Raw genomic sequence first — 25,087 nt, 5'->3', positions numbered from 1 at the left:
AAAGAAACAAGGAGGAACCAAATGAAAAAGAAATTATTGATACTGAGTCTGATTGCCGTGTTTGTGCTCAGCATGGCTGCCTGCGGCGGAGGAGGCGATAAGGCGGAAAAGACGGAGCTGTCCGTTATTGACGGCGAATGGTATGGACTGGATGTCTTCCAGCTTGACAGCACGGCAGGGGCGCAGGCTTTGAACGCCAGTTCTCTGTTCCAGTGGAATCCTGAAACGAACACGGTAGAAGATAATGTGTGTACAGACTGGAACGTCAGCAAAGACGGAAAGACGGTTACTTTTAACGTCCCAGAAGGAATGAAGTATTCCACCGGGGAACAAGTAGAGCCGGAGGATGTGGTTGCTTCTATCGAACACGGACTGAAAGTCAGTCCTTATGCGGACGGCTACAGCAATATTAAGTCCATGGACGTTGAGGGCAGACAGGTGACACTGCACTTGAGCCAGTTCCGATCTGACATGCAATATTATCTTTGTGCCGGTTTTGTCGCTGTCATAGACAAAGACGAGCTGGACTCCATGAGCGATAAGAAGCTGATGTGGGGTTGTCATCCCTACGGCATGTACGCTTTGGCGGAAGACGGATATGTGTCTGGTTCCGAAGTCAAGCTGGTGAGAAATGATGGTTATAAGTGTGCAAATCCGTTGGTAGAGAATCAGGGGCCTGGTCATTTTGAAACGATTTCTGTCCGTTTTAACGTAGAACCATTTACACAGACAGAAGAGCTGAAGAGCGGCGCTGTGGACATCATCATGTCTCTGGAAAACGGCGACCAGAAGATAGACCTTGAAGGAGAAGATTCTGTCGTTCTGGTGGACACCACTTATCCGAACATCGATTATTTTGAGATGAACACCGATTCACCTGTTTTTTCTGATATCAATGTGCGGAAAGCGTTGGCGCTCTCCATTGACCGAGACGGTCTGGTGGAAGTGATGGATGGTTTAATCGCGCCGGCATATTCGATGATTTATGACACTGTGCAGAATTTCTCCCCTGATGCTAAGAAATGGTTCGAGAAGAATTTGGCCAACGATCCAGAGCAGGCAAAGAAACTTTTGGATCAGGCGGGCTGGAAGGACAGCGACGGCGACGGCATCCGTGAGAAAGACGGTAAGAAGCTATCCTTTACATGGTACGCATGGACAGACGCGACAACAATTCCTGAAGCGATGGCAGGACAGTTAAAGAAGGTAGGTTTTGACATGAAGATCGAGGCGATCGATTGGAACTACGTATATGAAAAGATTAATTCTGACAAATATGACGCTGGCATAGAATGGCTATCCTGGGCAGAACCGATTCTGGTACTCAACGGCTGCTACTATGATAAAAATGCGCCCGGCAATACGGACGAATATAAAGCAATGGTAGAAGATGTGGCCACGACTGTCGATACGGATGAGAGAACGAAGAAGATTGGAGAAATCCAGATGCATCTCTTTGAAAATGTCAATATGATTCCGATGTATGCAGAGTTGAGCTTCAGTGCGTACAATAAAGATTTAAAGGGCTTTAACGTACTTAAGGACGGTACTGCGCCGATGAACGATATTGCTTATTAGGCTGACAAGGCAGACTGCGGCGATTCGCCGCAGTCTGTTCTGCTTAAAGATGGTGTCTTTTCCCATCATTCCTTTTTACTTAGTAATGGGAATAATGTGATGCAATGAGATGAAATAAGATTAATTCAATTGATCTCTGCTCCCCTTTGTCTAAAACAGCTAGTTTTCGCCGTTTTCCCATTGGCATCATATTTGCAATATGAATATAAACAAAGAGAAAAAGTCAATAGATATCACAATATCAATAAAATGAAATGCGAATTAGGTAGAGGAGGTTGAAATATGGGATTGCCTGATGACTGTAATGTCAATTTGCGAGCCAAATTTCCAAAAGGAAAGAAGAATTTAATTACGGATGTATCTGGCGTAAAGGTCGGGCATGTCACTCTAAAAGACGAAGATAAAAATATACATACCGGTGTTACGGCAATCCTGCCTCACGGGGGGAGTCTATTCCAGCAGAAAGTAATGGCTGGAACTTGCGTCATCAACGGGTTCGGAAAGAGTGCGGGACTGCTGCAGATAAACGAGCTGGGAACTGTTGAAACGCCCATTTTGATGACCAACACATTGAGTGTAGGCACTGCGTTAAACGCCCTTTCAAAGTATATGCTCGAACACAATCAGGACATCGGCGTATCTACCGGTACGGTTAATTGTGTCGTGACCGAGTGCAACGATGGAGAACTCAACGACATCCGAGGATTTCATGTAAAAGAGCAGCATATTTTGCAGGCGCTTGCCGTGGCTGGAGAGAATTTTGCAGAAGGGGATGTGGGAGCAGGCACCGGTATGTGCTGTATGGGGCTCAAAGGCGGAATCGGCTCTGCCTCCAGGGTGATATCCTGTAATGACAAAGATTACACGATCGGCGCGCTTTTATTGTCCAATTTTGGCATAGGGGGGAACCTGCGCATTGACGGAAAACTGATAGAAACAGAGCTTGAAAAAAAGCCGGAAAAGGGTTCGGTCATCGTGGTGATCGGAACAGATCTTCCCCTCAGTGACCGACAGCTAAAACGCGTGGCCAAACGCGCAGTCGTAGGTCTTGCCCGCGTAGGCTCTTTCCTGGGTAATGGCAGCGGGGACATCGCCATCGCCTTCTCCAACGGAAATATCATACCACATTACAGTGAAGAAGATATTTTAGAGACAAAAATGCTTCACGATAACGCTATGGACAAGATCTTCGAAGGGACTGCGGAGGCAGTGGAAGAGGCTGTAATCAGTTCCCTGTATCACGCAGGCACGGTAAAAGGGATTCGCGGCAAGGTTATCCGCGGACTCAGTGAATATCTGTAAGAACCAACGACCAGCCTGTGTCAATGACATGGGCTGGTCGTTTTGTTCGGGTGTTCTTATTTAGATCTTTTTGTTTATACATCCAGCTTAATGGATACTTCCCCGGTGGTCAGAGTTTCCATCTGGCGGGCTTTGCGTCCCTCCAGATATTCGACGACGAGTCCGCCGTTTTCGTCGATATCGATGGCGCGGGCTTTGATGGCATTATCGCTTAGATTAGGATGTACCAGAATGTTTTTTCCGAGGACGAAGCATTTGGTGCGGTACTCGCGAAGAAAGGCTTTGCTTTGCAGATCTTCGAGAACTGTCATCGTCTCGTTAAAAATTTCGGCCGCAAGCCGTCCTCTCGAAAAAGAATTCTTTTTCTGGGACAGGCAGCCGGCGATACCCGACAGTTCTTCAGGAAAACTGCCCGGAAAACAGTTGACGCCGATTCCGAGAATCAGACTGTCGATTTTGCCGTTTTCGAAGTTGGTCTGCGCTTCTGTAAGGATGCCGCAGATTTTTTTATTGTTGTAAAAAAGGTCGTTGACCCATTTAATTTTTGTCTTCACGCCAGCAACGGTCTCGATGGCACGGCAGACGGCAACGGCAGCGGCCATGGTGACGTAAAGTGCTTTGTCCAGATCAAACTCCGGCTGCAGAGCAATGGTGAGATAGAGACCAGTACCGGCTGGAGAGGCGAAGGATCTGCCAAGGCGTCCTCGTCCGCCAGTCTGCTTGTTGGCAATGACCATCATCGGCTTGTCTTTGAGAGGAAGTTCCTTTGCTACATTGTTAGTAGAATCTACGGTGTCAAAGATCTGCAAGTCGCAGGGAAAAGCCAGATCGCCAGCAACGGCGTCGACGGTCAGCATATTGGTCTTTGATTTAAGACGGTAGCCTGTGCTGGGTTTGCTTTCTATATTGTATCCTTCTTCACGCAGCTGCTGCATGGCTTTCCAAATTGCATTTCTGGAAACCTTCAACTCTTCTCCGATTTTTTGACCAGACAGATAGATTCCTGTATTTTCACTGAGCAATTTCAGTAAATCTGTTCTCGTTGACATAAGGAAATCCTCCTTTATCTTTAAAAGTGATGTTATTTCTTTCATTATGGACTATTTTAGACAAAAAAACAAGAATACACAGATTTTATAATAGGAAAAAAGTTGGAGTTTCTGTGAAAACCTTTATTTTTCAAAAGAAATATGCTAAAATAACTTGTTACAAGTACCTTGAAAAAATGAGGAGGAAAACAAAAAATATATGGACAGTCATATAGGGTATTCAATAGGGATTATCGTTGTATTTCTAATCTTATCGGCCTATTTTTCGGCCACAGAGACAGCTTTCACGTCAATTAACAGGATTCGAATGAAGAACCTGGCCAATGACGGCGACAGGAGGGCGAAAAGAGTACTGGAGTTAGAAGAAAAATACGACAATTTACTTTCTACGATTCTTATCGGAAACAATCTAGTTAATATAGGCATGACTGCGGTGGCTACCGCGCTGTTTCTCACGCTTTATCCGAAATACGGCGCATCGATTTCTACCATCGTTGTTACAATTGTAGTTTTAATATTCGGCGAAATCTCACCGAAAAGTCTTGCGAAAGAAAATTCAGAGGCTTTTGCGATGTTCTCCGCACCGATGATCAAAGTGTTAATGGTGCTGCTGACGCCAGTCAATTATCTGTTCAGCCAATGGAAAAAGCTGCTGTCAAAGCTCTTTAAGGTGGCGGACAGCAGAGCGATTACAGAGGACGAGCTGCTGACCATTGTGGAAGAAGCGGAGACGGAGGGAAGTATCGAGGCTGGTCAGAGTGAGCTGATTCAAAATGCTATTGAATTCAATGAATTGGAAGCGTGGGATGTGCTGACGCCGAGGGTGGATGTCAAAGCCATCGAAATTGATTCCACAAAAAAAGACGTCGCAAAGATGTTTATGGAGACAGGCTTTTCCAGACTGCCGGTCTACGAAGGCGACCTGGATAAAATCCTGGGAGTCCTGAACCAAAAGGACTTCCACAACTATATTTCCGGTTCAAAGAAGACCATCTCTGATTATGTAAAACCGGTCATCTATGTAGCAGGTTCTATGAAAGCGGCCGACCTGCTCAAGAAACTGCAGGTCAACAAGTGTCACATCGCTATCATTGTGGATGAATACGGCGGTACAGCAGGGCTCGTTACGATGGAAGACATTATAGAAGAACTGGTGGGAGATATCTACGACGAGCACGATGAAGTAGAATCCCAGGAAATCACACAGCTGCAGGACGGCAGCTATAGAGTTTTGTGCAGCACCAATGTGGAAAAGATGTTCGACTACTTTGATGAAGAAGTGGAACTGGATGCGACCACCGTCAACGGCTGGGTCGTACTGCAGCTGGACAAACTGCCAAAGGCCGGCGATACTTTTGAGTATGAAGCGGGGAACAAGATATTTAACGGCAGAGTTATCAGTGCCGATGAAAGAAAAGCGATAGAAATCAATCTGATGGTGACCCAAAAACCAGAAGAGGAACAAAATAGAAAGGGGAATTAGTGCTATGGGGCTAATGGAAAAGATCTTCGGTGATCTGAATGAAAAAGAAGTAAAGAAAATAGGAAAAATTGTAGATCAGGTGGAGGCACTGGACGAGCAGATGCAGGCACTCAGCGATGAGGAGCTGCAGGCGAAGACGCCGGAGTTCAGGGAAAGACTGCAAAACGGAGAGACCTTGGACGATATTCTGCCAGAGGCCTTTGCGGTCTGTAGAGAAGGCGCATGGCGAAGCCTGGGCATGAAGCACTTCAGGGTGCAGCTCATCGGCGGCGTGGTACTGCACCAGGGCAGGATTTCCGAGATGAAGACCGGTGAAGGTAAGACTTTGGTCGCTACTCTGGCCGCATATCTCAACGCACTGGAAGGCAAAGGCGTTCACGTCATCACAGTCAACGACTACCTGGCAAAGCGTGACGCGGAATGGATGGGAAAACTGTATTCCTTCCTGGGTCTGACTGTAGGCTGCGTGATTCACGGTGTCGACAACGAAGACAGAAAAGCTGCATACAATGCGGATATCACATATGGAACAAATAATGAATTCGGCTTTGACTATCTAAGAGATAACATGGTCACTTATCAGGAAGAGCTGATGCAGAGGGAACTGAACTATGCCATCATCGACGAAGTCGACTCTATCTTGATCGACGAAGCTAGAACGCCTCTGATCATTTCTGGACGTGGGTCCAAGTCTACAGATTTGTATAAGACCGCAGATAAATTCGTAACTACCCTGACCAAAGAAGCAGACTTTACGGTAGAAGAAAAAGATCAGCAGGTTTCGCTGACTGACGAAGGTGTCGAAAAAGCGGAAGCCTTCTTCAAAGTAGATAACTACGGCGATCCAGAGAACATGGAAATCAACCATCACGTTCTGCAGGCTTTGAAAGCGAGAAATCTGATGGAACGAGATGTTGACTACATCGTCAAAGACGGCGAAATTGTCATCGTCGATGAGTTTACAGGACGTCTGATGTTTGGAAGACGTTACAGCAACGGACTCCACCAGGCTATCGAAGCAAAAGAACGTGTTTTGGTAAGATCTGAGTCTAAGACCCTGGCAACCATCACACTGCAGAACTATTTCAGAATGTATCAGAAACTGGCTGGTATGACCGGTACGGCCAAGACAGAGGAAGATGAATTCAGAGATATCTACAATATGGACGTTGTTGTCATTCCGACCAACATGCCGATTGCCAGAGAAGACCTTCAGGATTCTGTTTACCAGACAGAGAGAGGAAAATTCAAAGCGATTGCCAACAGAGTCGCAGAGGTTCACGCTACTGGACAGCCGGTGCTGGTAGGTACGATTTCTATCGAAAAGTCCGAACTGATCAGTGAGATGCTGAAAAAACGCGGTGTCAAGCATAACGTGCTGAATGCCAAACAGCACGAGAGAGAAGCTGAGATTGTTGCAGACGCAGGTCGTTTAGGCATGGTTACTATCGCTACAAATATGGCTGGTCGTGGTACTGACATTATCTTAGGCGGCAATCCGGAATTTGAAGCGAAGAAAGAAATGCAGAAGTTGGAATACAGTGACGAAGCCATTTCCTTTGCATCCAGTTTTGTTAAATCAAAGGATCCGGAGCTCAATGAAGCAAGAGCGAAATTTAACGAACTACATGAGAAACTGAAGGAAGAGCGAAAAGAAGAACAGCAGAAGGTTGTTGAGTTGGGCGGTTTATATATCATCGGTACAGAACGGCATGAATCAAGGCGTATCGACAATCAGCTCCGTGGCCGTTCCGGCCGTCAGGGAGACCCTGGTCGTACGCAGTTCTTTATTTCTCTGGAAGATGAGTTGATGAGACTCTTTGGCGGAGAAAGAATGCAAAAAATCGTTGATCGTATGGGACTGGAAGAGGATGAGGCTATCGAAGCAGGTATGCTGTCAAAATCCATCGAAGGGGCCCAGAAGAAAGTCGAGGGTAAGAACTTCGGTATCAGAAAATACGTGTTGCAGTATGATAACGTCATGAATAAGCAGAGAGAAATCATCTACGATGAGCGTCGCAAGGTTCTCTTTGGAGAAGATCTGCGCGACTATATCATCAATATGGCACATTCGATTCTCAATGCCATCGTTGATCCGATTGTCGTTGAATCCAAATTCCCAGAGGAATGGGATTTTGAAACTTTGTCAAAGAATCTGCAGAAGATTTCTGATAAGTACAGAGGGAAGTTACAGTACACCACAGAAGAACTCAATGGCATGACAGAAGAATCCCTTCGTCAGTCAGTATGTGATGAGTTCGATGAAATTTATGCTGAAAAAGAAGCAGAAATCGGCAGCGAACAGATGAGAGAAGTGGAGAGAATGATTCTCCTTCGTGTTGTAGACAATCTGTGGATGGATCACATCGATGCCATGGATCAGTTGAAATCCGGTATCGGCCTTCGTGCGCTGGGTCAGCAGGATCCGGCAGCAGCTTACGCAAAAGAAGGTTTTGACATGTTCGAGCAGATGATCAGTGCGATTCAGGAAGACACCGTCAAATACTGCTACAACGTAACTCTTGAGACCAAGACCGAGAGAAAAGCGATTTTGGAAGCAGGTGAAGCGAAGAAATCTGAGTATATCGATGACGATATGGTAAGAGCGATGCAGGGTGGCGGAGAACTGCCAGAGGAAGCACAGGTTCCCGAGAGAGAGGCAAAACAGCAGACCGTGAGAAGAAATCATCCGAAAGTGGGCAGAAACGATCTCTGTCCTTGTGGAAGCGGAAAAAAATACAAGAACTGCTGCGGTAAAAACGAATAAGAATCAACTATCAGCGCTGCTTTCGGGCAGCGCTTTTGTAATTGAGTCATAAATTTTCATCATCAGCAAAAAATAGAGAGATCTAAATTAAAAATAAATCATTTCATGTTATGATGAAAAGGGGTGAAATTTCGTTGAAAGAATATATTTTGATTGTCGAAGATGAAATAGAAATACAATCCATATTGAAGGAACTTCTTCTGGATGCAGGATATCAAGTGGATACAGCAAGTGACGGGCTAGAGGGAATAACGGCGTTTAGACAGAAGACCTATGATTTGATTTTGTTGGATCTGATGCTGCCGAAAATAGACGGCTATGCGGTATGCGAAATGATTCGAAAAGAATCGGAGGTGCCGGTACTGATGATTACAGCATTGGACGAAGAGGACGATCAAGTAAAGGGATTTGAAGTTCTGGCCGATGACTACATTACTAAGCCCTTTTCTCTTAAGCTGGTATTGAAGCGAGTCGAGGCACTGCTTCGGCGTAGGGGGAGTGTGGTTGATGAAGGGGAAAAACAAGTATTCTGTTACAGGGAGATACAGCTTGACATAACGGGGATGCAGGTGCACGTGTCGGGCAAAGAAGTTGCCCTTACGAAATTGGAACTGGATCTGCTACATCTGTTTATGAGAAATCAGGGACGAGTATTTACGAGAGATGAGCTTCTGAATTTGGTGTGGGGCTATGACTATACCGGCTATGAAAAAGCTGTCAATATTCACATCATGAATCTGCGGCGGAAATTAGGCGTGGATTATATTGAAGCCGTGCGAGGGGTGGGATACAGATTTGCTAAAAAGGATTAAGAGCAGCATCTTTATGAAGATGTTTCTGAGCATCGCTTTGATACTGATGGTATCAAGTCTGGCTATCTATGGAATCGTCATGGTAGCCATGCCTCAGAGCTATAAGACGCAAAGTAATCGTACTTTTACGGTAGGTGTGGATCAGCTTATAGAGGAACTGGAGAAAGGCACATACAAAGAGGGCGAGACGATCATCGACCAATTTTGCCTTAAAAATAATGCTACCATTACCTTGATAAGCAAAGTGGGGAAGCAGACTTTTGGCGACACTTCGCTGACAGAAGCAGTAGAAGAAGATCAGGTGGGAATGTCCAAGACCATCGGTTCTGCATTAAAATTCACTGATAGTGACGAGCCTTATACGATTATGATCGGACAGAAAATGAAAGTCGTCAGTCAAATTACAGAAGTCTTTTGGCGCCTGTTGCCTTGGATCATGCTTTTGATCGTGGTCATATCGTTTATTGGAGCCTATATCTGCAGTTTTATCTTTGCCAAGCCGGTTTTGGAGATCAGCCGTATTTCAAAGAGAATGTCGGAAGCAGATACCACTTGGCATTGTGATGTGAGCAGGACAGACGAGTTGGGTGTTTTGGCCTCCAGCCTCAATACCATGGTACAGAAACTGAATACCACTATGAATGACCTGGAGATGGCCAACTGTCAGCTTCAAGAGGATATCCAGAAGGAGAGAAAACAGGAACTGCAGCGCAGAGCTTTTTTTGCGGCAGTCTCCCATGAACTGAAAACACCGATTACAATTCTGAGGGGGCAGCTGGAAAGTATGATATACAAGATTGGTGATTATAAGGACAGAGATAAGCATTTGCCGCTATCCCTTCATACGGTGGAGCGAATGGAGAATCTGGTAAAAGAGATCTTGACCATATCCAGACTTACATCTGACGACTTCAGACTGACGCGGACGGCTTCGAATGTAAAGCAGATCGTTCAAGAGTGCCTGACTAGCTATCAGCCCTTGGCGTCAAAGAGGAACATAACGCTCCATCTGGAAATTCTGGCAGAGCCGGTTTTGGAAGTGGATAAAAAGCTACTAGAGAAAGCCATTTCTAATATCGTAGGAAATGGAGTGTTCTATTCGCCGGAAGGAGAAAATGTCTCAGCAATTTTGACGGATTCCACGCTGACTGTAGAAAACACTGGTATCCATATACCAGAGGAAAAATTAGCGGATGTGTTCACGCCATTAGTCCGCATTGAAGAGTCCCGTAATCAGAATACGGGAGGAAGTGGGCTGGGACTATATATTGTAAAGAACATTTTGGATTTGCACCACATGAAGTTCGAGATAAAAAACAGCACCGGGGGTGTATGTTTTACGATCTGGCTAAACCATAACTAAATCAAGGAAAAGCTAAGTTGAAACCATTCTTTTGTATACTGAAATCAATCAATATGAAAGGATGGTTTTTAAATGGGTGTATATAGACGAGCAGTCCTCTATATGCGTCGGAAAAGAGGACAGACCACGGTCTTATTTTTTCTATTCTGCATCGTATCTACATTCTTAGTAACAGGCTGGTCCGTTCTGGATTCGGCTGATGCGGTGGCTAAAGTGCTCCGCAGGTCAGTAGGAGGAGCTTTTTATCTGAGACCTACTTCCAATCTGGAGATCAATGAGGGGGTCGTTGAACACTCTAAAGGAGGAAAAGGTCAGCCTGTTATTACGGAGGAAAATATCAAAGACATTCTGGGTTATGAGAAGGTCAAGGCTTACAACGCAATGAACTATGGTTACGCCAGAAGTGATGCCGTAGACTTTCTGCCGGGAGTGGGACATAGTGAAGACAATAACATGGGGAAGGTATCGGCAATGAACGATACCGCTCTGGCGGATCAATTTATGGAAAAGAAATTAGAACTCACCGAAGGACGTCACATTAAAAAAGGTGATCGTAATAAGATTTTGATCAGTGATAAACTGGCCCAGGCCAATGGGTTGAAATCTGGGGACAAAATCCGCTTTACACATGCCGGTATTACCCGGGAAAATGGACAGTTTGTGGACTCCATACCGAAGAAGACGGTCTATGCACAGGCAGAGATCGTTGGGATCTATAAACAATCTGTTCCTCAGGGGGATGGAGCGGTGCCGACACCAGAAATCGATGCCAATGGTATCTTTTCCGATCACGGATTTTTGGAGTCACTGAAAGAAGCGAAAAAAGGACGGTATACGGGAGAAGTAAATTTTTATGTTTCTGATCCACTGAAACTGGATGATATTGTTGAAAAAGTGAACACCAATAAGTCCATCGACTGGGGTCAATATTCCATCAGAAAAAATGATTTTCAGTACGGGAAAATAGCAAAGTCTTTGACTTCTATACAAGATTTAACGGGGATTTTGATTCTATGTATCTGTGCGGCCAGCCTGGTGGTTCTGGTGCTGATCTTAATCATGCGAATGAGGGGAAGAGTTCAAGAAGCAGGCATATTGCTGGCTATTGGAAAATCAAAGGGAGAAATTGCATGGCAATTCATCTTGGAGATACTTTTGATCTTTATAGGAGCGTTTTTATGCTCCGCAGCGGCGGTCTATTTTGCACAGCAGGGGATCGAAGATCTGGTCTTTGGCAAACTGCCTGTAATCAATATAGATAAATCTGCTGTTGAAACAGGAAGTACTGCAGGGCTTTCAAAGGGGTATTTGAATATAGACATAAGTTCTGTTCTGCGTGTCTTCCTGTATCAGGCGGCAGCTATGATTCTGACAGTAATCGCATCATGCAGCAGCATCTTTGCGCTGAAGCCGAAGGAAATACTGAGTAAAATGAGTTAGGAGGTAATAAAATGACTTTTATAAAGAGAGGCGTGCTGTACTGCAGGCGCCAAAGAGTACGGACGTTAATTTTGTTCTTAGTTATAACCTGCCTGTCCACCTTTGCGCTGACGGGGTTGACCATATTAGATGCCGCAGACAAAAGTGCAGGCAACATGCGTAAGGAGGTGGGCGGCATCATCCGTCTCACAATCGATGATGAGAATGCGCCCATAGACGAAGAAGAAAATGACATGGGCACTATCCGTACATATATGGGAGACTATGTAACCGATGAGATCGTGAAAGCTGTGGAAAAAATAAAGGGGGTATCGGGTATTAACTCCGAAAACGAGCGCGGATTTTGGGGCTCGGGCGTGGATTTTGACTATATTCCCGGACAATACAATATGGATGCTAACGTTCCAAATACGGGAGTCATAGACTCAGAGAAGTGCTCTGCTTTTCAGAAGGGGAAGTTTACATTGGAAAAAGGACGGCATATACGCAAAGATGATAAGGGAGTCATCATTCTGTCAGAAGAGGTAGCAAAGCGAAATAATCTTTCTGTCGGCGACAAAATTACCCTTTTTAACTTGGACAGCAACTCCGAAGTGAAATTGAAAATAATCGGTATCTATTCAGGAGCTGGCGGCACTGGAGGAGATGCGCTTCTGGCATCAGATGTGCCTGAGAATGCAGGATTTGTCGACATGAACACCATGCGTGAAAATTTCGGTCGTGAGCTGGACGGATATCCCACAGTCAATATCTATGTCGATGATCCTGCCGAAATTGAGAAGGTATGCGAAGAGATCAAAGCTTTGCCAGAGATAAAGGGAAAGACATTAAAAGCGGAAATATCCAATGAGGACTATGAATCTATTTCAAACCCACTGGAATCTATGCAGAATATGATAAGCAGCGTGGTCAAAGGTATTTTGGTCGTCAGCTTGCTGATACTGTCTTTGTTGCTGTTTCTGTGGACGAGAAGCCGCAAACGAGAAGTGGGCATTTTGCTGGCAGTAGGGAAAAGCAAAGGAAACATCATGGGACAGCTTCTGACTGAAAACTATCTTGTGACAGTTTTGGGATTTATCACATCCTATTTCCTTACGATGCTGATCGCAGATAAAGTCTGCAAATTCCTGGTGCTCGGTATGAGTGAAGGAGTGGAGCCACTAACGGTGACGATTGCGGCAAGTCAAATGCTGTTGGTATATGGAGCTGGCATATTGATTATCACCTGTTGTGTTGCGATTGCATCTTACACTGTAATTCGTTTAAAACCAAGGGACATCTTATCGAAGATGAGTTAGGAGGGATTAACGCATGATTATATTGAAAACCAGAGATGTTAAATACACGTATCAACAGGGAAAACCCGTCTTGCGTGGCATATCAACAGAACTGGAGACAGGCAAGCTGTATGCCATTGTAGGCCCGTCTGGCTGCGGAAAGACGACCCTGCTGTCCTTGTTGGGCGGCCTTGATAGTCCGGAAAGCGGCAGGATATTCTTTATGGGAGAGGATATTGAGAAAACAGGTCTGATCAGACATCGCAGGCAGCATGTGTCCTTCGTTTTTCAGAGTTATAATTTGATTGATTATCTGACGCCTTCGGAGAATGTGGCACTGACCTCTGCTCTGCCGCCGCTGTCAGTGCTGGAGAAGGTCGGGTTGACAAAGGAAGAAGCAAATCGCAATGTTTTAAAGCTGTCTGGAGGACAACAGCAGCGAGCGGCTCTTGCCAGGGCATTGGCTTCTGAAGCGCCTGTCATTCTTGCTGACGAGCCGACAGGCAATCTGGATGAAGATACTGCAGTGGGAATTGTTGAGATTCTCAAAGAAAGTGCACACCAGCTGGACAAATGCGTGGTTGTAGTGACGCACTCTGCCGAAGTGGCAAAACAGGCGGACGTGGTGATGCACTTGAAGAAGGGCGCTTTGCAAATCAGGCAATAGGGGATCAAAAGGGGAATAAAAGATGTCAAAAAGGGCTCCGCACCAACGGCTGAGAATACCGTTCATGTGGAGCTCTTTTATTGTGAGATTATAGTTGTTTTATTTTCCGAGAAGCGTTTTTAAATCTTCCGCTGGAGTGCTGATCGGTGCAATCGCATAATTGTCTACCAGGAACCCTAATACCGCTGGAGAGAGAAACGCTGGCAGTGTAGGGCCCAGACGAATGCCTTTGATGCCCAGATGAAGCAGGGTAAGGAGAATGCAGACGGCCTTTTGTTCATACCAAGAGAGTACCATCGATAACGGCAGATCGTTGACCTGGCAGTCAAAGGCCTCAGCTAGGGCGATCGCTACTTTAATGGCTCCATAGGCATCGCTGCACTGTCCCATATCCATCAGCCTCGGCAGACCGCCGATGGTGCCTAGATCCAAGTCGTTAAATCTGTATTTTCCACAAGCCAGTGTCAAAATCAGTGTATCGTCTGGCGCAGATTTCACAAAATCGGTGTAATAGTTTCTGCCAGGATGGGCGCCGTCACAGCCGCCGACCAGGAAGAAATGGCTGATTTTGCCTGTCTTTACTGCATTAACAACTTTCTCAGCAGTTCCGAGAATTGCGTTGTGGCCAAAGCCTGTAGTTACAGATGTTCCACCGTTGATTCCTGTGAACGGAGTGTCCTCGGCAAAACCGCCAAGGGCCAGTGCCTTTTCAATGACTGGTGTAAAATCTTTGTCCTTTCCAATGTGGATCATTTCCGGGTAGGAAACGACTTCTGTAGTGAAGACCCGATCGGCATAAGATGATTTTACTGGCATCAGGCAGTTGGTAGTGAAAAGGATTGGAGCTGGCAAGTTATCAAACTCCTTTTGCTGATTCTGCCAAGCAGTGCCAAAATTGCCTTTTAGATGAGTGTATTTTTTTAATTCTGGATATGCGTGAGCTGGCAGCATCTCTCCGTGGGTATAGACATTGATACCTTTACCTTCTGTTTGCTCTAAAAGAAGTTTCAGATCATACAGATCGTGACCGGAGATCACGATAAACGGTCCTTTTTCCACATGGAGCGGCACGGCTTGCGGTTCTGGCGTGCCAAATGTCTCACGGTTCGCCCGGTCCAAAAGCTCCATGCAGACGAGGTTGACCTCACCCACCTCCATGACTACAGGCAGCAATTCTTCCATGCCCCAGTCTTCCGCCAGGACGTAAAGGGCCTTGTAGAAGAAGTTGTTAACTTTGTCACTGGTATAACCTAAAATCATGGCGTGGTATGCGTAAGCAGACATACCGCGGATGCCAAAGAGAATTAAGGACTTCAGCGAACGGATATCTTCGTCTGCCGCCCACATCGATTCCAGATTATAATTGTCCGTATTCCCGCAAGGCGAGCCGCAGGCAGCACATCCTGGCGCAATGCGGTTTTTTTCTGTATCGATACGAGCTAATAAATCATGTAAAGTCTCATCGTGAAAGCTTACGTTGGTAAGTGTCGTAAATAACCCCTCCAAAATCAGCTTATCGGTTGCTTCTGTCTTTGGATTGCTGCTGCATGCACGAGCCAGACCGACCAAAGCACCGGTCAACTCATCCTGTAATTTTGCCGTTTTGGCAGTCTTCCCACAGACGCCGGCATTTCCTGTGCAGCCAGTACAGCCTGCAGTCTGTTCACATTGAAAACAAAACATTTTATGATTCATAAAGTTAGATCCCCTTTCAGTTTTTCCTATGATTTGACTTGAGTATACAGCCGGATCAGACAAAAGTATGTTGCAGATGCAACGGAAAACGTTTAATCTGCGAACGGAACTGCGGCACTGTCCATCATCTGCAAAATACCGCAGAACATTTATTTTACTGTGAAGTGCATTTGTGGTAAGATAGAAAGGTATTAAAATTGAAAAAAAGGGAGTGAGAAGATGATTCAATTAGATCAGATAAAAATCGATCTGCCTGGAGCAAAGGCAAATCTCGTAGAGGTAGGTGGGTCCCTTTGACCTGGCTGGTCTTAGAGGGAATTTAAAAGAACTTACAAAAGAAACAGAAAAAGCTGGATTTTGGGATGACCCGGAGAAGGCGCAGACTTTATTAAAAAAGAAAAAAAGCCTGGAGACAAAAGTAGAGAAATACGAAAAATTAGAATCCGGTTTTGAAGATATTGAAGAATTGATTGAATTAGCCGAAGAGATGGAAGACGAAGAAGAAGCAGATGCCATCGTCACAAGCTTTGCACAGCTGACGAAAGAACTGGAAGAGCTGAAGCTGGATACACTTCTCGATGAAAAATACGATCACAATAACGCCATCATATCCATTCACGCGGGGACCGGCGGCGTAGACGCCATGGACTGGGCGGAAATGCTGCTGCGCATGTACACCAGATGGGCGGAAAAACGAGGCTACAGGGTGACCATGGTCGACCTGCAGGACGATACGGAGGCCGGCATCAAGAGCGCCACTTTGATTATCGAAGGCGAAAACGCCTATGGATATCTGAGAAACGAAAAGGGGGTCCACCGCCTGGTAAGGATCTCGCCTTTTAATGCGGCAGGAAAGCGGCAGACCTCTTTTGCGGCTTTAGAAGTGATGCCTGAAATAGAGGACGATATGTCTATCGATATTGATCCGGAAGATCTGCGCATCGATACTTATCGAAGCAGCGGCGCCGGCGGTCAGCACGTCAACAAGACGGACTCGGCTATCAGAATTACCCATCTGCCAACCCACATCGTGGTAACCTGCCAGAACGAACGCAGCCAACATCAAAATAAAGAGATGGCCATGAAGATTCTGATGTCCAGGCTGATGGAACTGAAAGAACAGGAGCACAAAGAAAACCTGAAAGAATTGAAAGGGGACTTTTCGTTGATCACATGGGGCTCTCAGATCAGGTCTTATGTATTCCAGCCATATACTATGGTCAAAGACCACAGAACCGGGGCGGAAGTAGGCAATGTCAATGCAGTCATGGACGGCGATATCGACTACTTTATCAACGAAAAATTGAAACAGAAATAGAAAAGAGAATATAGATGAACATTATAGAGAAACTGGCAAGTGAATTTAAGATCAAAACCTCTCAGGTGGAAAATACGGTGGAACTGATTGACGAAGGGAATACCATTCCCTTTATCGCTCGTTATCGTAAGGAAGTGACGGGCGGACTTTCCGACGTCACTTTGAGAGATATGGACGAAAGGCTTCAATATTTGCGCAATCTGGAGACCAGAAAGGAAGAGGTCGTCAGACTCATCGAAGAACAGGGCAAGCTGACCGAGGAACTGAAAGGGGAAATCGAGAAGGCAGAAGTCCTGCAGAGAGTGGAAGATTTATATAAACCATATAAGCAGAAAAAAGCAACCCGTGCATCAAAGGCGAAAGAGAAGGGGCTGGAACCTCTGGCTATGATTTTTTATGCGCAGCAAAAGAAGGACGGCACGCCTGAGAGTGAGGCAGAAGCCTTTGTCAATCCGGAAAAAGGGGTGGAAACAGCGGAAGAGGCAGTTCAAGGCGCGATGGACATCATCGCAGAAATGATTGCCGACGATGCAGACCTGACAGAAAAAATCCGTGAAAAGACCTATGACAAAGGACAGATCGCCACAGAGGCGGTGAACCCGGAAGAGAAGACCGTCTACGACATGTATTACGGCAGCAGCGAGGCCATCGCCAAGATGCCCAACCACCGTGTATTAGCCGTAAATAGAGGTGAAAAAGAGAAGAAACTGAAGGTCAAGGTGACCATGGACAGCGAAGAGATTACCAGTCTCATCGGAAAGCAGGTCATCCGCGGCAAGTCCATCTTCACGGAGCTTTTGCAGGATACCATCGCCGATGCCTATAAGCGGCTGATCGCACCGTCAGTAGAGCGTGAGATGAGAAATATTTTGACAGAGCGGGCGGAGACCGATGCGGTAAAAGTTTTTGCTAAGAATACGGAGAAGCTTTTGATGGTACCGCCAGTCAAGGGCAAGAAAGTCATCAGTATCGACCCCGGCTACAGAACTGGCTGTAAGGTAGCTGCCCTCAACGAGACAGGAAAGCTGACGGCATACACGACGATTTATCCGACGCAGCCCAAAAACGATATCGCGGGGACAGAGCGGACTTTGCAGAAAATTATCGAAAAGTTCGGCTGTGATATCATCGTCATCGGAAATGGAACAGCATCCAGAGAGACGGAAGAAGTAGTCTCTAACTTTCTCAAGAAACACGACTACGATATTCAATACACCATCGTCAACGAAGCAGGCGCTTCCGTCTATTCCGCATCAAAGCTTGCTACAGAAGAATATCCTGATTTAGACGTAACGACGAGAGGCGCCATGTCTCTGGGCAGAAGACTGCAGGACCCTTTGGCAGAACTGGTTAAAATCGATCCGAAACATATCGGCGTAGGCCAGTATCAGCACGATATCAACCAGAAACAGCTGGACAGCGCCCTGACCAACGTGGTGGAAGACTGCGTGAACAGAGTGGGCGTAGACCTGAATACAGCGTCACCATCACTGCTGTCATATATTGCCGGTGTCAATATGGGCATTGCCAAAAACATTGTCGCCTTTAGAGAGGAAAACGGCAGATTTAATAACCGGAAAGAGCTGATGAAAGTATCCAAGCTGGGCGAGAAGGCTTTTAAACAGTGCGCCGGCTTTATGAGAATTGCCGACGGCAAAGAGCCGCTGGACAGCACGTCTGTTCACCCGGAGTCCTACAAAGCGGCAGAAGAGATGATGAGCAAAATCGGCATCAGCAAAGAGGATATCGCAAGGGGCGGAGCAAAGGATATTGACGAGAAAATCTGGCAGGCTTATCCGGCAAATAAATTGTCAGAGAGCATCAAGAAGATGGCAGAAGACATCGGCATCGGCGAGATGACTTTGAGCGACATCATCGCGGAAATGAAAAAACCGGCCAGAGACCCGAGAGAGGATGCGCCGCCAATCATCTTTAGAAACGACGTGAGAAGTTTTGAAGATCTGAAGGTGGATATGGAGATGACGGGAACCGTGAGAAATGTGGTGGACTTCGGCGCTTTTGTCGACATCGGCGTCAAACAGGACGGGCTGGTGCATATTTCACAGCTGAGCAACAAATACGTAAAACATCCCATGGATGTCGTGTCCGTTGGTGATACCGTAAAGGTGAAAATTCTCAGTATCGACCACGATAAGCAGAAAGTCGCCCTTACCATGAAATTTTGAGTTAGAAAGAGGATACAATGTCAATAAACACAGTCATTTTTGATTTTGATGGAACTGTGGCTGATACCAACGGAGTGGTTATCAACTCCTGGCAGCATACATACAAAACCATTCTGGGTAACGAGGCGCCGGAAGAGGAGATTATCAAGACCTTTGGAGAGCCGCTGGCTCTGAGTATGGAGAAGGCCTTTCCCGAAACGCCGGTAAATGAGGCCATCGCCATTTACCGGGGATATCAGGTTCGTCACTTCGAAGAGATGATCGAGCCTTTTGAGGGCATGGATCAGTTGATCAAAGATTTAAAGAAAAAGGGATATCAGGTGGGAATCGTCACTTCCCGCATGCGCAATACCACCATGCAGGGCCTTGAAAAGTTCGGCCTGGTGTCTTATATCGATGATATCGTTACTTGTGACGACACCAGCAAGCATAAACCCGACCCGGAGCCGGTACTGATTTCTTTGGCACACTTCGGCATCAAAGCGGAAGAAGCGATCATGGTGGGAGACAGCATGTTCGACATCAAATGCGCCCACAACGCGGGCGTCAGAGCCGTCCTGGTGGACTGGGCCATTGCAGTCAGCCAGGAGGAACTGGAAGGACCGGACGGCCCTGATTATATCATTAAAACGGCAGGAGAACTGCTGGAAATCATCTAGGCGGAAATTCGATGAGAAAAGCCGTACGCACAGGCATTATGCCCGCATGTACGGCTTTTTTAGTGCATTGAAAGTTGCACTGGAACCTGTAATCGTATCTTATAGACGCATTGAATTTTGATAGCAGATCAGTGTGACATCCCGCATAAGTCCTTCCGCTTTGCGGGTATCGCCGTCATGAGCGGCCATGGAGATGACAAAAGGATTCTCGCAGCATACTATGCCGGCATCCAAGATCAGCCCCTCGTCATAACCGGAGATGTGGGCGATTTTCATATCTTCTGAAAAATTATAGGGGATGACGTTGGTGCGCTGATGGTGAGTCAGGCATTCTAACATATCCGCACTGGAGTCAGCGGAAATAATTTGCCCTTTATAAAGCCGCTGGAAGATGGTTCCGACCTCTTCAACAGAAATATAATTATCGATCCCCTGACGAATCTTTTTTTCGTCGAAGAGGTGTCTGTTAATCCTCATATTCTTATAACCCATCTGGGCGAAGGTTGCGTTGACCGATGTAATGCCCAGCTTCGTGAGCAAAATATTGAAGGCGCTGTTATCACTGACAGAAATGGAGAGGCGGTACAGGTCTTCGACGGTCAGGGAGATGCCGTCATGGAGGGAATCGATTGCGCCGTATGTGATTTCGCCAGTGGATACCTGGCTTTTCTTCAGCTTGTAGATGCTGTTTTTACTCAGCTTGCCGTCATAGATCTGCCGAAACGCTTCGATCAAAGTCATCAGCATGACCATGCCGGAGGCAGGAAAGACATCCTGATTGCCCACAAAGCAGCCCATGTCTGTATTCAGATCGATATAGTAGATCCCGAGTTTGCCTGTATAATTTCCTGTCCTGTCCTTAATACGATCGATTATCATCTGTTTCCTCCCCCGTTAAAACATCATATTTTCTCATCTTTTCGAAGAGGCTGGTTCTGCCGATTCCCAAGAGGGCGGCCGTCTTATTTCTCTCATAATTACACGTTTGCAGTGCTTCCAGAATGAGGGCCTTTTCAAAGGCCTCTTTGCGTTCTTTTAAGGTTCTCTCTTCTGCTATGCAGTGATTTTCCGGCAGCATGATATCTTCTTCTAAAATCACTTTGCCGTCGCTGAGAATAATTGCCTTTTCGAGGACGTTAGATAACTCCCTAATATTGCCTGGCCAGGCGTAGGCTTTCAGTTTTTGCAGTGCGTCAGTTCCCAGAATCAGCGGATTCACATTGCAGCGGTAAGAGAGTTCGGGCAGAATATCGGCGATGATGTATTCCAGACTATCGATCCGCTGGCGCAGAGGCGGAATTTCTATGGGAAATACGTTGAGTCTGTAATAGAGGTCTTCCCGGAACTCCTTAGCGGCGACCAGTTCCTTCAGATCTTTGTTGGTGGCAGCGATAATTCGGATATCCGCCTGTACCTTCTCCGTCCCGCCGACCCGGAAAAAGTGCTTGTTCTGAATGGCTTCTAACAATTTGCCCTGCAAGGAAATCGGTATTTCAGTGATTTCATCGAGAAAGAGGGTGCCGCCGTCAGCGATTCTGAAATAACCCTCATGTCCCCCTTTGCGCGCACCTGTAAAAGCGCCTTCCTCGTAACCGAACATTTCACTTTCGATTAAGTTATAGGGAATGGCCGCACAGTTCACAGGCACAAATTTTTTCTGACTGCGTCTGCTGGATTCGTGTATCTTCCTGGCCAGATAGGATTTGCCCGTGCCGCTCTCGCCGGTGAGCATGATGGTCACGTCCGTACGGCAGCTCTTCTGCAGCAGAAACTGAATGGTTTTGATCTTCTCATCATTGCCCCACAGGCTGAAGGTCGTATTGAGAACATTGTGCTCTTCGTTGACATCTCCGCAGCGAGCGAGCTCTTTATACAAATTGAAATTCTGAGAAAGTTCTTGATAAATGGCCTCGGGTCCGTAAAATTTGAGAATCGCCTTTTGGCCATCGATTAGCAGAGGTTTGATTGCCAGACGTTTTTCCTCTATGACTATGGCTTTTTCCAGGTTTTTGTATGTGAGAATCTGCTGCATGGCTGTGGCAATTTGGCAATCAAAGAGGTCGGTGATGGAGACCAGATGTTTTTGGAAGTAATCAGGCTGAATATAAGCGTCGTAACTTCTCTCCGTAATCGCCCTGATGATTTTCTGATGATCGTCGTGCAGCATCATTTTCAGGCCCTCATTGCCGATGACGAGGAGGACTTCGGTCATAGGTAAAAGCTCCTCTGCAAAACGAGAATCGTCGGCAATGATTTTGGTAATGTATCCATGGGCATCGGCAGTAAGCTCAATCTTCTTCCCGTCAAAGACCGTATCTAAGATGTATGGATTGCTTTTAAAATCAAAGTTATACTTTACGATATTCTGAACATTGTTATTTGACGATGCGTACGCATATAAGAGGTTCTTGCAGTCTGTTTCCGGCAGACGGAAGACAGAGCTATATTGGTTCAGTTCAATGCGGCCTGTAGGGTTCGTATTGACATAGAGCACGATATCTCCTGGAATAATGCTGCCGCAGGGGAATGCGAAAGGCAGTAACCGGCTTGTTGCAGCAAATTCCAGCACTGAAGCGCCCATTTCACGTATATAACCTTTTAAATCAATCGTCATGCAATTCTTGTCCATAGTTTTAGTCCTCGCCAAAGTACAGTTTACAAGGGACTACACAGGGTAGGTATCTGACGGGAGGGGTGCCGCCAGTCAGATTTTCCATGTGATGTTCAAGCTGTCGCTTGTGGCGGCTATGGTGGTGATCATCAAATCCACCACACGCCGCTTGTCATCAAAAGATACATTCTCCCAGGTATCGAGGTAGCCGGAAATCTGGCTGACCTGTTCCGGGCTGATGGCCTCCACAGTCAACTCCGCTATCCTTGCCAGAAGTTCCTGCTTGCGCCCGTCCAGTTCCGCTATCTTCACATTCACATAGGAGAACAGGACATTGTTTGCCCCCGTCAGACTGTCCACCAGCTTTTCAATCTCGCTGTCTACATGGGCAAGTTCCACTTGCAGGGCGGTGATTTTCGGGTTTGCCTTTGCCGCTTTCTTTTTTCCTGTCAGCGTCTTGTAGCTTGCCAGCTTCTTTACCATCTGCTGATAAACAACCGCTTCCAGTTCCGAAGTGATGATTTTCCCACAGCCAGGACAGCTTTTATTGTCCAGCCGTTTCGTGCAGCGGAGATACTGTTTGCCGGAGGGATTGTAGATACTCATAAGAGCATACCCGCAATTCCCGCACTTGATTTTTCCTGCCAGCCATGTGTGGGTGGCTTTCCGGGCAGACTGGATTTTCATGTTGTTCATCAGCTTCTTGCGGCAGGTCAGCCAGGTGTCGGAGGGGACGATACCCTCATGGGGAGCCAGTACCAGCATTTGGTCTTTTAAGTCGTTTTTCTTGCTGGCCTTTACATCTCGCCCTTGATACAGATAGCAGCCGTTCATGCCCGTAAAATCGGCAACGTCATTGACAATGACTGTACCTTGACTTTTGAAAAATTCGTACACATCAAGGTCTGCCTGCACATAGACAGGATTGCGTAACATCTGCGCCAGCGTGGGGCGTATCAGCTCTTTGCCATGGAACAAAATCCCCTGTTCGGCAAAGTACCGGGTAATGTCCCCGTAGGAAGTTGTGGGCTGGGCGTACATCTCAAACATCAGCCGGATATTGGCCGCTTCCTCCGGGTTTACCACCAGCTTCTTTGTGTTGATACCGTCCATCTTGATAGGCTCCGTATGGAAGCCGTAAGGGGCTTTCCCGCCCATCTTAAAGCCCCGCTGACTGCGGGAGTAGTAAGCGTCCGTTACCCGCTTCTGTATCGTTTCCCGTTCAAGCTGGGCGAACACGATACAGATATTCAGCATGGCCCGTCCCATCGGCGTGGAGGTATCAAACTTTTCCGTAGAGGACACAAACTCCACATTGTACTGCTGGAACAGCTCCATCATGTTGGCAAAGTCCAGAATGGAACGGCTGATACGGTCGAGCTTGTAAACCACGACCTTTGCAATCAAGCCCCGCTTGATGTCCCGCACCAGTTCTTGAAACTTCGGACGGTCTGTGTTCTTGCCGCTGTACCCTTTGTCTGTGTATTCCTTGCAGTTACCGCCTTTCAACTCGTATTTGCAAAATTCAATCTGGCTTTCAATGGAAATGCTGTCCTTTTTGTCTACCGATTGTCTTGCATAGATTGCGTCTATCCGATTGTTCATATTGTCGCTCCTTTTCTTAAAAAAGAAACGGAGCTGCTGACAGTTCTATTATACCGCCAGCAGCCCCGCAAATCAATGATGGGTTTGGAAAACCTTATGTCCCGGCTTCCTCACTCTCCCGCTTGTCGGCGTACTTGCGGAACACCTCATAAAGCTGCTGTTCCAGTTCCCGGCGTTTGGCTGCTTCCTGTTCCGGCGTGAACACCGGGGAGAGATTTTCCAGTGTGATTTCCTTTCCCTGAAAAGTCACGATTTCGATTTCCTTTTTGTATCTGATATTACTTATAAGATCACCTTTCCTTTCCATGCTGCCGCTGTTGCCGTTTCAGTTCCGCTAAAATCTCCGGCGGGATACGGTCAACCAGCCGCCGCATATCGTCCAGTTCGCTTTTTAACTTCGCCCGTTCCATCGTGTCATTCATCTTGCCTTTTTCGCTGGCCTTTGCCCTGACTTCCAGCTTTTCATTTTCCGCTAACAAGTCATTGATTGTGACCTTGTATTTTTTCAGTTGCCCGGAGAAGTTCTCCATCTGCGGAAACCACTTTTTCAGCATGGAGAGGGCTTCCTCTTTCTTCTTTCCGGCGTTCAGCGGGGTAATGCCGGAGAGAACCGCTTCAATGGCCCTCGCCTGTTTGGAGAGGTTGACCGCCTGTTTGAACAGCCGGGTGGGGATATGCTTCCGGCCCGTCTTGCTGGCGCTTTCCCCACGCTCCAGGTCGGGGTACTGCTCCACCATACAGGCGTGAAAATCGTCCTGCCACTTCGTCAGATTGGCCCGGTTGCCGATAATTTCTTTGGCGCACAGGCGGTTGTCCTTTGTCAGCGGCACAAAGACCAAGTGCAGATGGGGCGTTTTTTCATCCATGTGTACCATAGCCGAAACGATGTTCTCCCGGCCCACCCGGTCAATGAGGAAGTCCGCCGCCCTCTGGAAGTAGGCCGCTATCTCCTTTGGGGACTTGCCCTTGAAAAACTCCGGGCTGGCGGTAATCAGCGTGTCCACAAACCGAGTGCTGTCCTTGCGGGTGCGGCATCTGGCCTGCTCGATGCGGCTCTGAATGAAATGGTAGTAGCGGCCATCCGGCTTGACGATGTGGAAATTGTACTTGCTCCGGCTGGTGTCAATGTCCGGGTTGCTGGCGTACTGCTCCTTTTTCCGTTCATGGTGGGCTTCCAGCGGCCCCGCCGGGTGGCCCTTGTGCTTCTCAAATCGCAAAATTGCGTGTTGTGCCATTGAACTCCTTTCCCCATTCCATTCCTTTCCGGCGGGTTTT

At 46.8% G+C, this 25,087-nt stretch carries 19 protein-coding genes; 12 read left to right on the top strand and 7 right to left on the bottom strand.

What is annotated here, in order from left to right; translation table 11 throughout:
• Window positions 1-21 precede the first annotated feature (21 nt).
• Entirely contained in the window at window positions 22-1,578 is a 1,557-nt protein-coding gene (locus tag BN6539_RS02115; RefSeq protein ID WP_067533201.1) for an ABC transporter substrate-binding protein, read from the top strand.
• Window positions 1,579-1,860: 282 nt separating this feature from the next.
• Window positions 1,861-2,880, top strand: coding sequence for a DmpA family aminopeptidase (locus tag BN6539_RS02110; RefSeq protein ID WP_067533198.1), 1,020 nt, complete (start codon window positions 1,861-1,863; stop codon window positions 2,878-2,880).
• A gap of 74 nt (window positions 2,881-2,954) precedes the next feature.
• Here the strand turns inward: BN6539_RS02110 and BN6539_RS02105 are convergent, their stop codons facing one another.
• Window positions 2,955-3,929 carry a biotin--[acetyl-CoA-carboxylase] ligase gene (locus tag BN6539_RS02105; RefSeq protein ID WP_067533195.1) on the bottom strand — a complete coding sequence of 325 codons (975 nt, stop codon included), beginning with the start codon at window positions 3,927-3,929 and terminating at the stop codon, window positions 2,955-2,957.
• Between the two features lie 199 nt (window positions 3,930-4,128).
• On the opposite strand from BN6539_RS02105, the gene BN6539_RS02100 reads away from it, so the two are divergent.
• The 7 genes from BN6539_RS02100 to BN6539_RS02070 all read left to right on the top strand — a co-directional run bounded on the left by BN6539_RS02100 (window position 4,129) and on the right by BN6539_RS02070 (window position 13,738).
• Complete coding sequence (locus BN6539_RS02100) at window positions 4,129-5,412, top strand: HlyC/CorC family transporter (RefSeq protein ID WP_067533192.1); 1,284 nt, start codon at window positions 4,129-4,131, stop codon at window positions 5,410-5,412.
• 4 nt (window positions 5,413-5,416) lie between these two features.
• Window positions 5,417-8,179 (top strand): preprotein translocase subunit SecA, encoded by a 2,763-nt coding sequence (secA, locus tag BN6539_RS02095; RefSeq protein WP_067533189.1) that lies wholly within the window; start codon window positions 5,417-5,419, stop codon window positions 8,177-8,179.
• A 110-nt stretch (window positions 8,180-8,289) separates the two neighbouring features.
• Window positions 8,290-8,991 (top strand): response regulator transcription factor, encoded by a 702-nt coding sequence (locus BN6539_RS02090; protein WP_082907306.1) that lies wholly within the window; start codon window positions 8,290-8,292, stop codon window positions 8,989-8,991.
• 13 nt (window positions 8,992-9,004) lie between these two features.
• Window positions 9,005-10,354, top strand: a complete 1,350-nt coding sequence (locus BN6539_RS02085) for a sensor histidine kinase (protein ID WP_082907305.1) — start codon at window positions 9,005-9,007, stop codon at window positions 10,352-10,354.
• A gap of 72 nt (window positions 10,355-10,426) precedes the next feature.
• Window positions 10,427-11,794: an ABC transporter permease gene (locus BN6539_RS02080; RefSeq protein WP_067533186.1), complete on the top strand. Its 1,368-nt coding sequence runs from the start codon at window positions 10,427-10,429 to the stop codon at window positions 11,792-11,794.
• 11 nt (window positions 11,795-11,805) lie between these two features.
• A complete protein-coding gene (locus tag BN6539_RS02075) occupies window positions 11,806-13,092 on the top strand; it encodes an ABC transporter permease (protein ID WP_067533183.1) in 1,287 nt (428 codons plus the stop codon).
• Window positions 13,093-13,105: 13 nt separating this feature from the next.
• Complete coding sequence (locus BN6539_RS02070; RefSeq protein ID WP_067533180.1) at window positions 13,106-13,738, top strand: ATP-binding cassette domain-containing protein; 633 nt, start codon at window positions 13,106-13,108, stop codon at window positions 13,736-13,738.
• Window positions 13,739-13,837: 99 nt separating this feature from the next.
• Here the strand turns inward: BN6539_RS02070 and hcp are convergent, their stop codons facing one another.
• The gene (gene hcp / locus BN6539_RS02065; RefSeq protein WP_187375446.1) at window positions 13,838-15,433 is read right to left on the bottom strand and encodes a hydroxylamine reductase; all 1,596 of its coding nucleotides are present in this window, start codon (window positions 15,431-15,433) and stop codon (window positions 13,838-13,840) included.
• 219 nt (window positions 15,434-15,652) lie between these two features.
• On the opposite strand from hcp, the gene prfB reads away from it, so the two are divergent.
• The 3 genes from prfB to BN6539_RS02050 all read left to right on the top strand — a co-directional run bounded on the left by prfB (window position 15,653) and on the right by BN6539_RS02050 (window position 19,596).
• Window positions 15,653-16,751 (top strand): peptide chain release factor 2 gene (gene prfB / locus BN6539_RS02060; RefSeq protein WP_187375444.1). Its coding sequence is split into 2 segments (ribosomal slippage): window positions 15,653-15,718 and window positions 15,720-16,751, totalling 1,098 coding nucleotides; the frame shifts between segments, so codons are not numbered across the junction.
• A gap of 14 nt (window positions 16,752-16,765) precedes the next feature.
• A complete protein-coding gene (locus tag BN6539_RS02055) occupies window positions 16,766-18,937 on the top strand; it encodes a Tex family protein (RefSeq protein WP_067533174.1) in 2,172 nt (723 codons plus the stop codon).
• A gap of 17 nt (window positions 18,938-18,954) precedes the next feature.
• Window positions 18,955-19,596, top strand: coding sequence for an HAD-IA family hydrolase (locus tag BN6539_RS02050; protein WP_067533172.1), 642 nt, complete (start codon window positions 18,955-18,957; stop codon window positions 19,594-19,596).
• A 99-nt stretch (window positions 19,597-19,695) separates the two neighbouring features.
• On the opposite strand, the gene BN6539_RS02045 is transcribed toward BN6539_RS02050, so the two are convergent.
• From BN6539_RS02045 to mobV, 5 genes are all read right to left on the bottom strand, one after another.
• Complete coding sequence (locus BN6539_RS02045; RefSeq protein ID WP_067533169.1) at window positions 19,696-20,475, bottom strand: serine hydrolase; 780 nt, start codon at window positions 20,473-20,475, stop codon at window positions 19,696-19,698.
• Window positions 20,456-22,225 carry a sigma-54 interaction domain-containing protein gene (locus tag BN6539_RS02040; protein WP_067533166.1) on the bottom strand — a complete coding sequence of 590 codons (1,770 nt, stop codon included), beginning with the start codon at window positions 22,223-22,225 and terminating at the stop codon, window positions 20,456-20,458. Before BN6539_RS02040 ends, BN6539_RS02045 begins: the two co-directional genes overlap by 20 nt.
• Before the next feature lie 75 nt (window positions 22,226-22,300).
• Window positions 22,301-23,812, bottom strand: a complete 1,512-nt coding sequence (locus BN6539_RS02035) for a recombinase family protein (protein ID WP_002575864.1) — start codon at window positions 23,810-23,812, stop codon at window positions 22,301-22,303.
• A 94-nt stretch (window positions 23,813-23,906) separates the two neighbouring features.
• Window positions 23,907-24,119 carry a hypothetical protein gene (locus BN6539_RS02030; protein WP_002584948.1) on the bottom strand — a complete coding sequence of 71 codons (213 nt, stop codon included), beginning with the start codon at window positions 24,117-24,119 and terminating at the stop codon, window positions 23,907-23,909.
• On the bottom strand, window positions 24,103-25,047 hold the full coding sequence (gene mobV, locus BN6539_RS02025; RefSeq protein ID WP_002575862.1) for a MobV family relaxase: 945 nt from the start codon (window positions 25,045-25,047) through the stop codon (window positions 24,103-24,105). Before mobV ends, BN6539_RS02030 begins: the two co-directional genes overlap by 17 nt.
• Window positions 25,048-25,087 lie beyond the last annotated feature (40 nt).

It is taken from the genome of Emergencia timonensis, assembly GCF_900086585.1.
In the GTDB taxonomy this organism is placed as follows: domain Bacteria; phylum Bacillota; class Clostridia; order Peptostreptococcales; family Anaerovoracaceae; genus Senimuribacter; species Senimuribacter timonensis.
This window is presented reverse-complemented; position numbering and strand designations above follow the sequence as displayed.

Bases quoted from the DNA above. Each gene is read 5' to 3' on its own strand.
- BN6539_RS02115 (WP_067533201.1), top strand. From the start codon at position 22: ATGAAAAAGAAATTATTGATACTGAGTCTGATTGCCGTGTTTGTGCTC.
- BN6539_RS02110 (WP_067533198.1), top strand. From the start codon at position 1,861: ATGGGATTGCCTGATGACTGTAATGTCAATTTGCGAGCCAAATTTCCA.
- BN6539_RS02105 (WP_067533195.1), bottom strand. From the start codon at position 3,929: ATGTCAACGAGAACAGATTTACTGAAATTGCTCAGTGAAAATACAGGA.
- BN6539_RS02100 (WP_067533192.1), top strand. From the start codon at position 4,129: ATGGACAGTCATATAGGGTATTCAATAGGGATTATCGTTGTATTTCTA.
- secA (WP_067533189.1), top strand. From the start codon at position 5,417: ATGGGGCTAATGGAAAAGATCTTCGGTGATCTGAATGAAAAAGAAGTA.
- BN6539_RS02090 (WP_082907306.1), top strand. From the start codon at position 8,290: ATGATGAAAAGGGGTGAAATTTCGTTGAAAGAATATATTTTGATTGTC.
- BN6539_RS02085 (WP_082907305.1), top strand. From the start codon at position 9,005: ATGAAGATGTTTCTGAGCATCGCTTTGATACTGATGGTATCAAGTCTG.
- BN6539_RS02080 (WP_067533186.1), top strand. From the start codon at position 10,427: ATGGGTGTATATAGACGAGCAGTCCTCTATATGCGTCGGAAAAGAGGA.
- BN6539_RS02075 (WP_067533183.1), top strand. From the start codon at position 11,806: ATGACTTTTATAAAGAGAGGCGTGCTGTACTGCAGGCGCCAAAGAGTA.
- BN6539_RS02070 (WP_067533180.1), top strand. From the start codon at position 13,106: ATGATTATATTGAAAACCAGAGATGTTAAATACACGTATCAACAGGGA.
- hcp (WP_187375446.1), bottom strand. From the start codon at position 15,433: ATGAATCATAAAATGTTTTGTTTTCAATGTGAACAGACTGCAGGCTGT.
- BN6539_RS02055 (WP_067533174.1), top strand. From the start codon at position 16,766: ATGAACATTATAGAGAAACTGGCAAGTGAATTTAAGATCAAAACCTCT.
- BN6539_RS02050 (WP_067533172.1), top strand. From the start codon at position 18,955: ATGTCAATAAACACAGTCATTTTTGATTTTGATGGAACTGTGGCTGAT.
- BN6539_RS02045 (WP_067533169.1), bottom strand. From the start codon at position 20,475: ATGATAATCGATCGTATTAAGGACAGGACAGGAAATTATACAGGCAAA.
- BN6539_RS02040 (WP_067533166.1), bottom strand. From the start codon at position 22,225: ATGGACAAGAATTGCATGACGATTGATTTAAAAGGTTATATACGTGAA.
- BN6539_RS02035 (WP_002575864.1), bottom strand. From the start codon at position 23,812: ATGAACAATCGGATAGACGCAATCTATGCAAGACAATCGGTAGACAAA.
- BN6539_RS02030 (WP_002584948.1), bottom strand. From the start codon at position 24,119: ATGGAAAGGAAAGGTGATCTTATAAGTAATATCAGATACAAAAAGGAA.
- mobV (WP_002575862.1), bottom strand. From the start codon at position 25,047: ATGGCACAACACGCAATTTTGCGATTTGAGAAGCACAAGGGCCACCCG.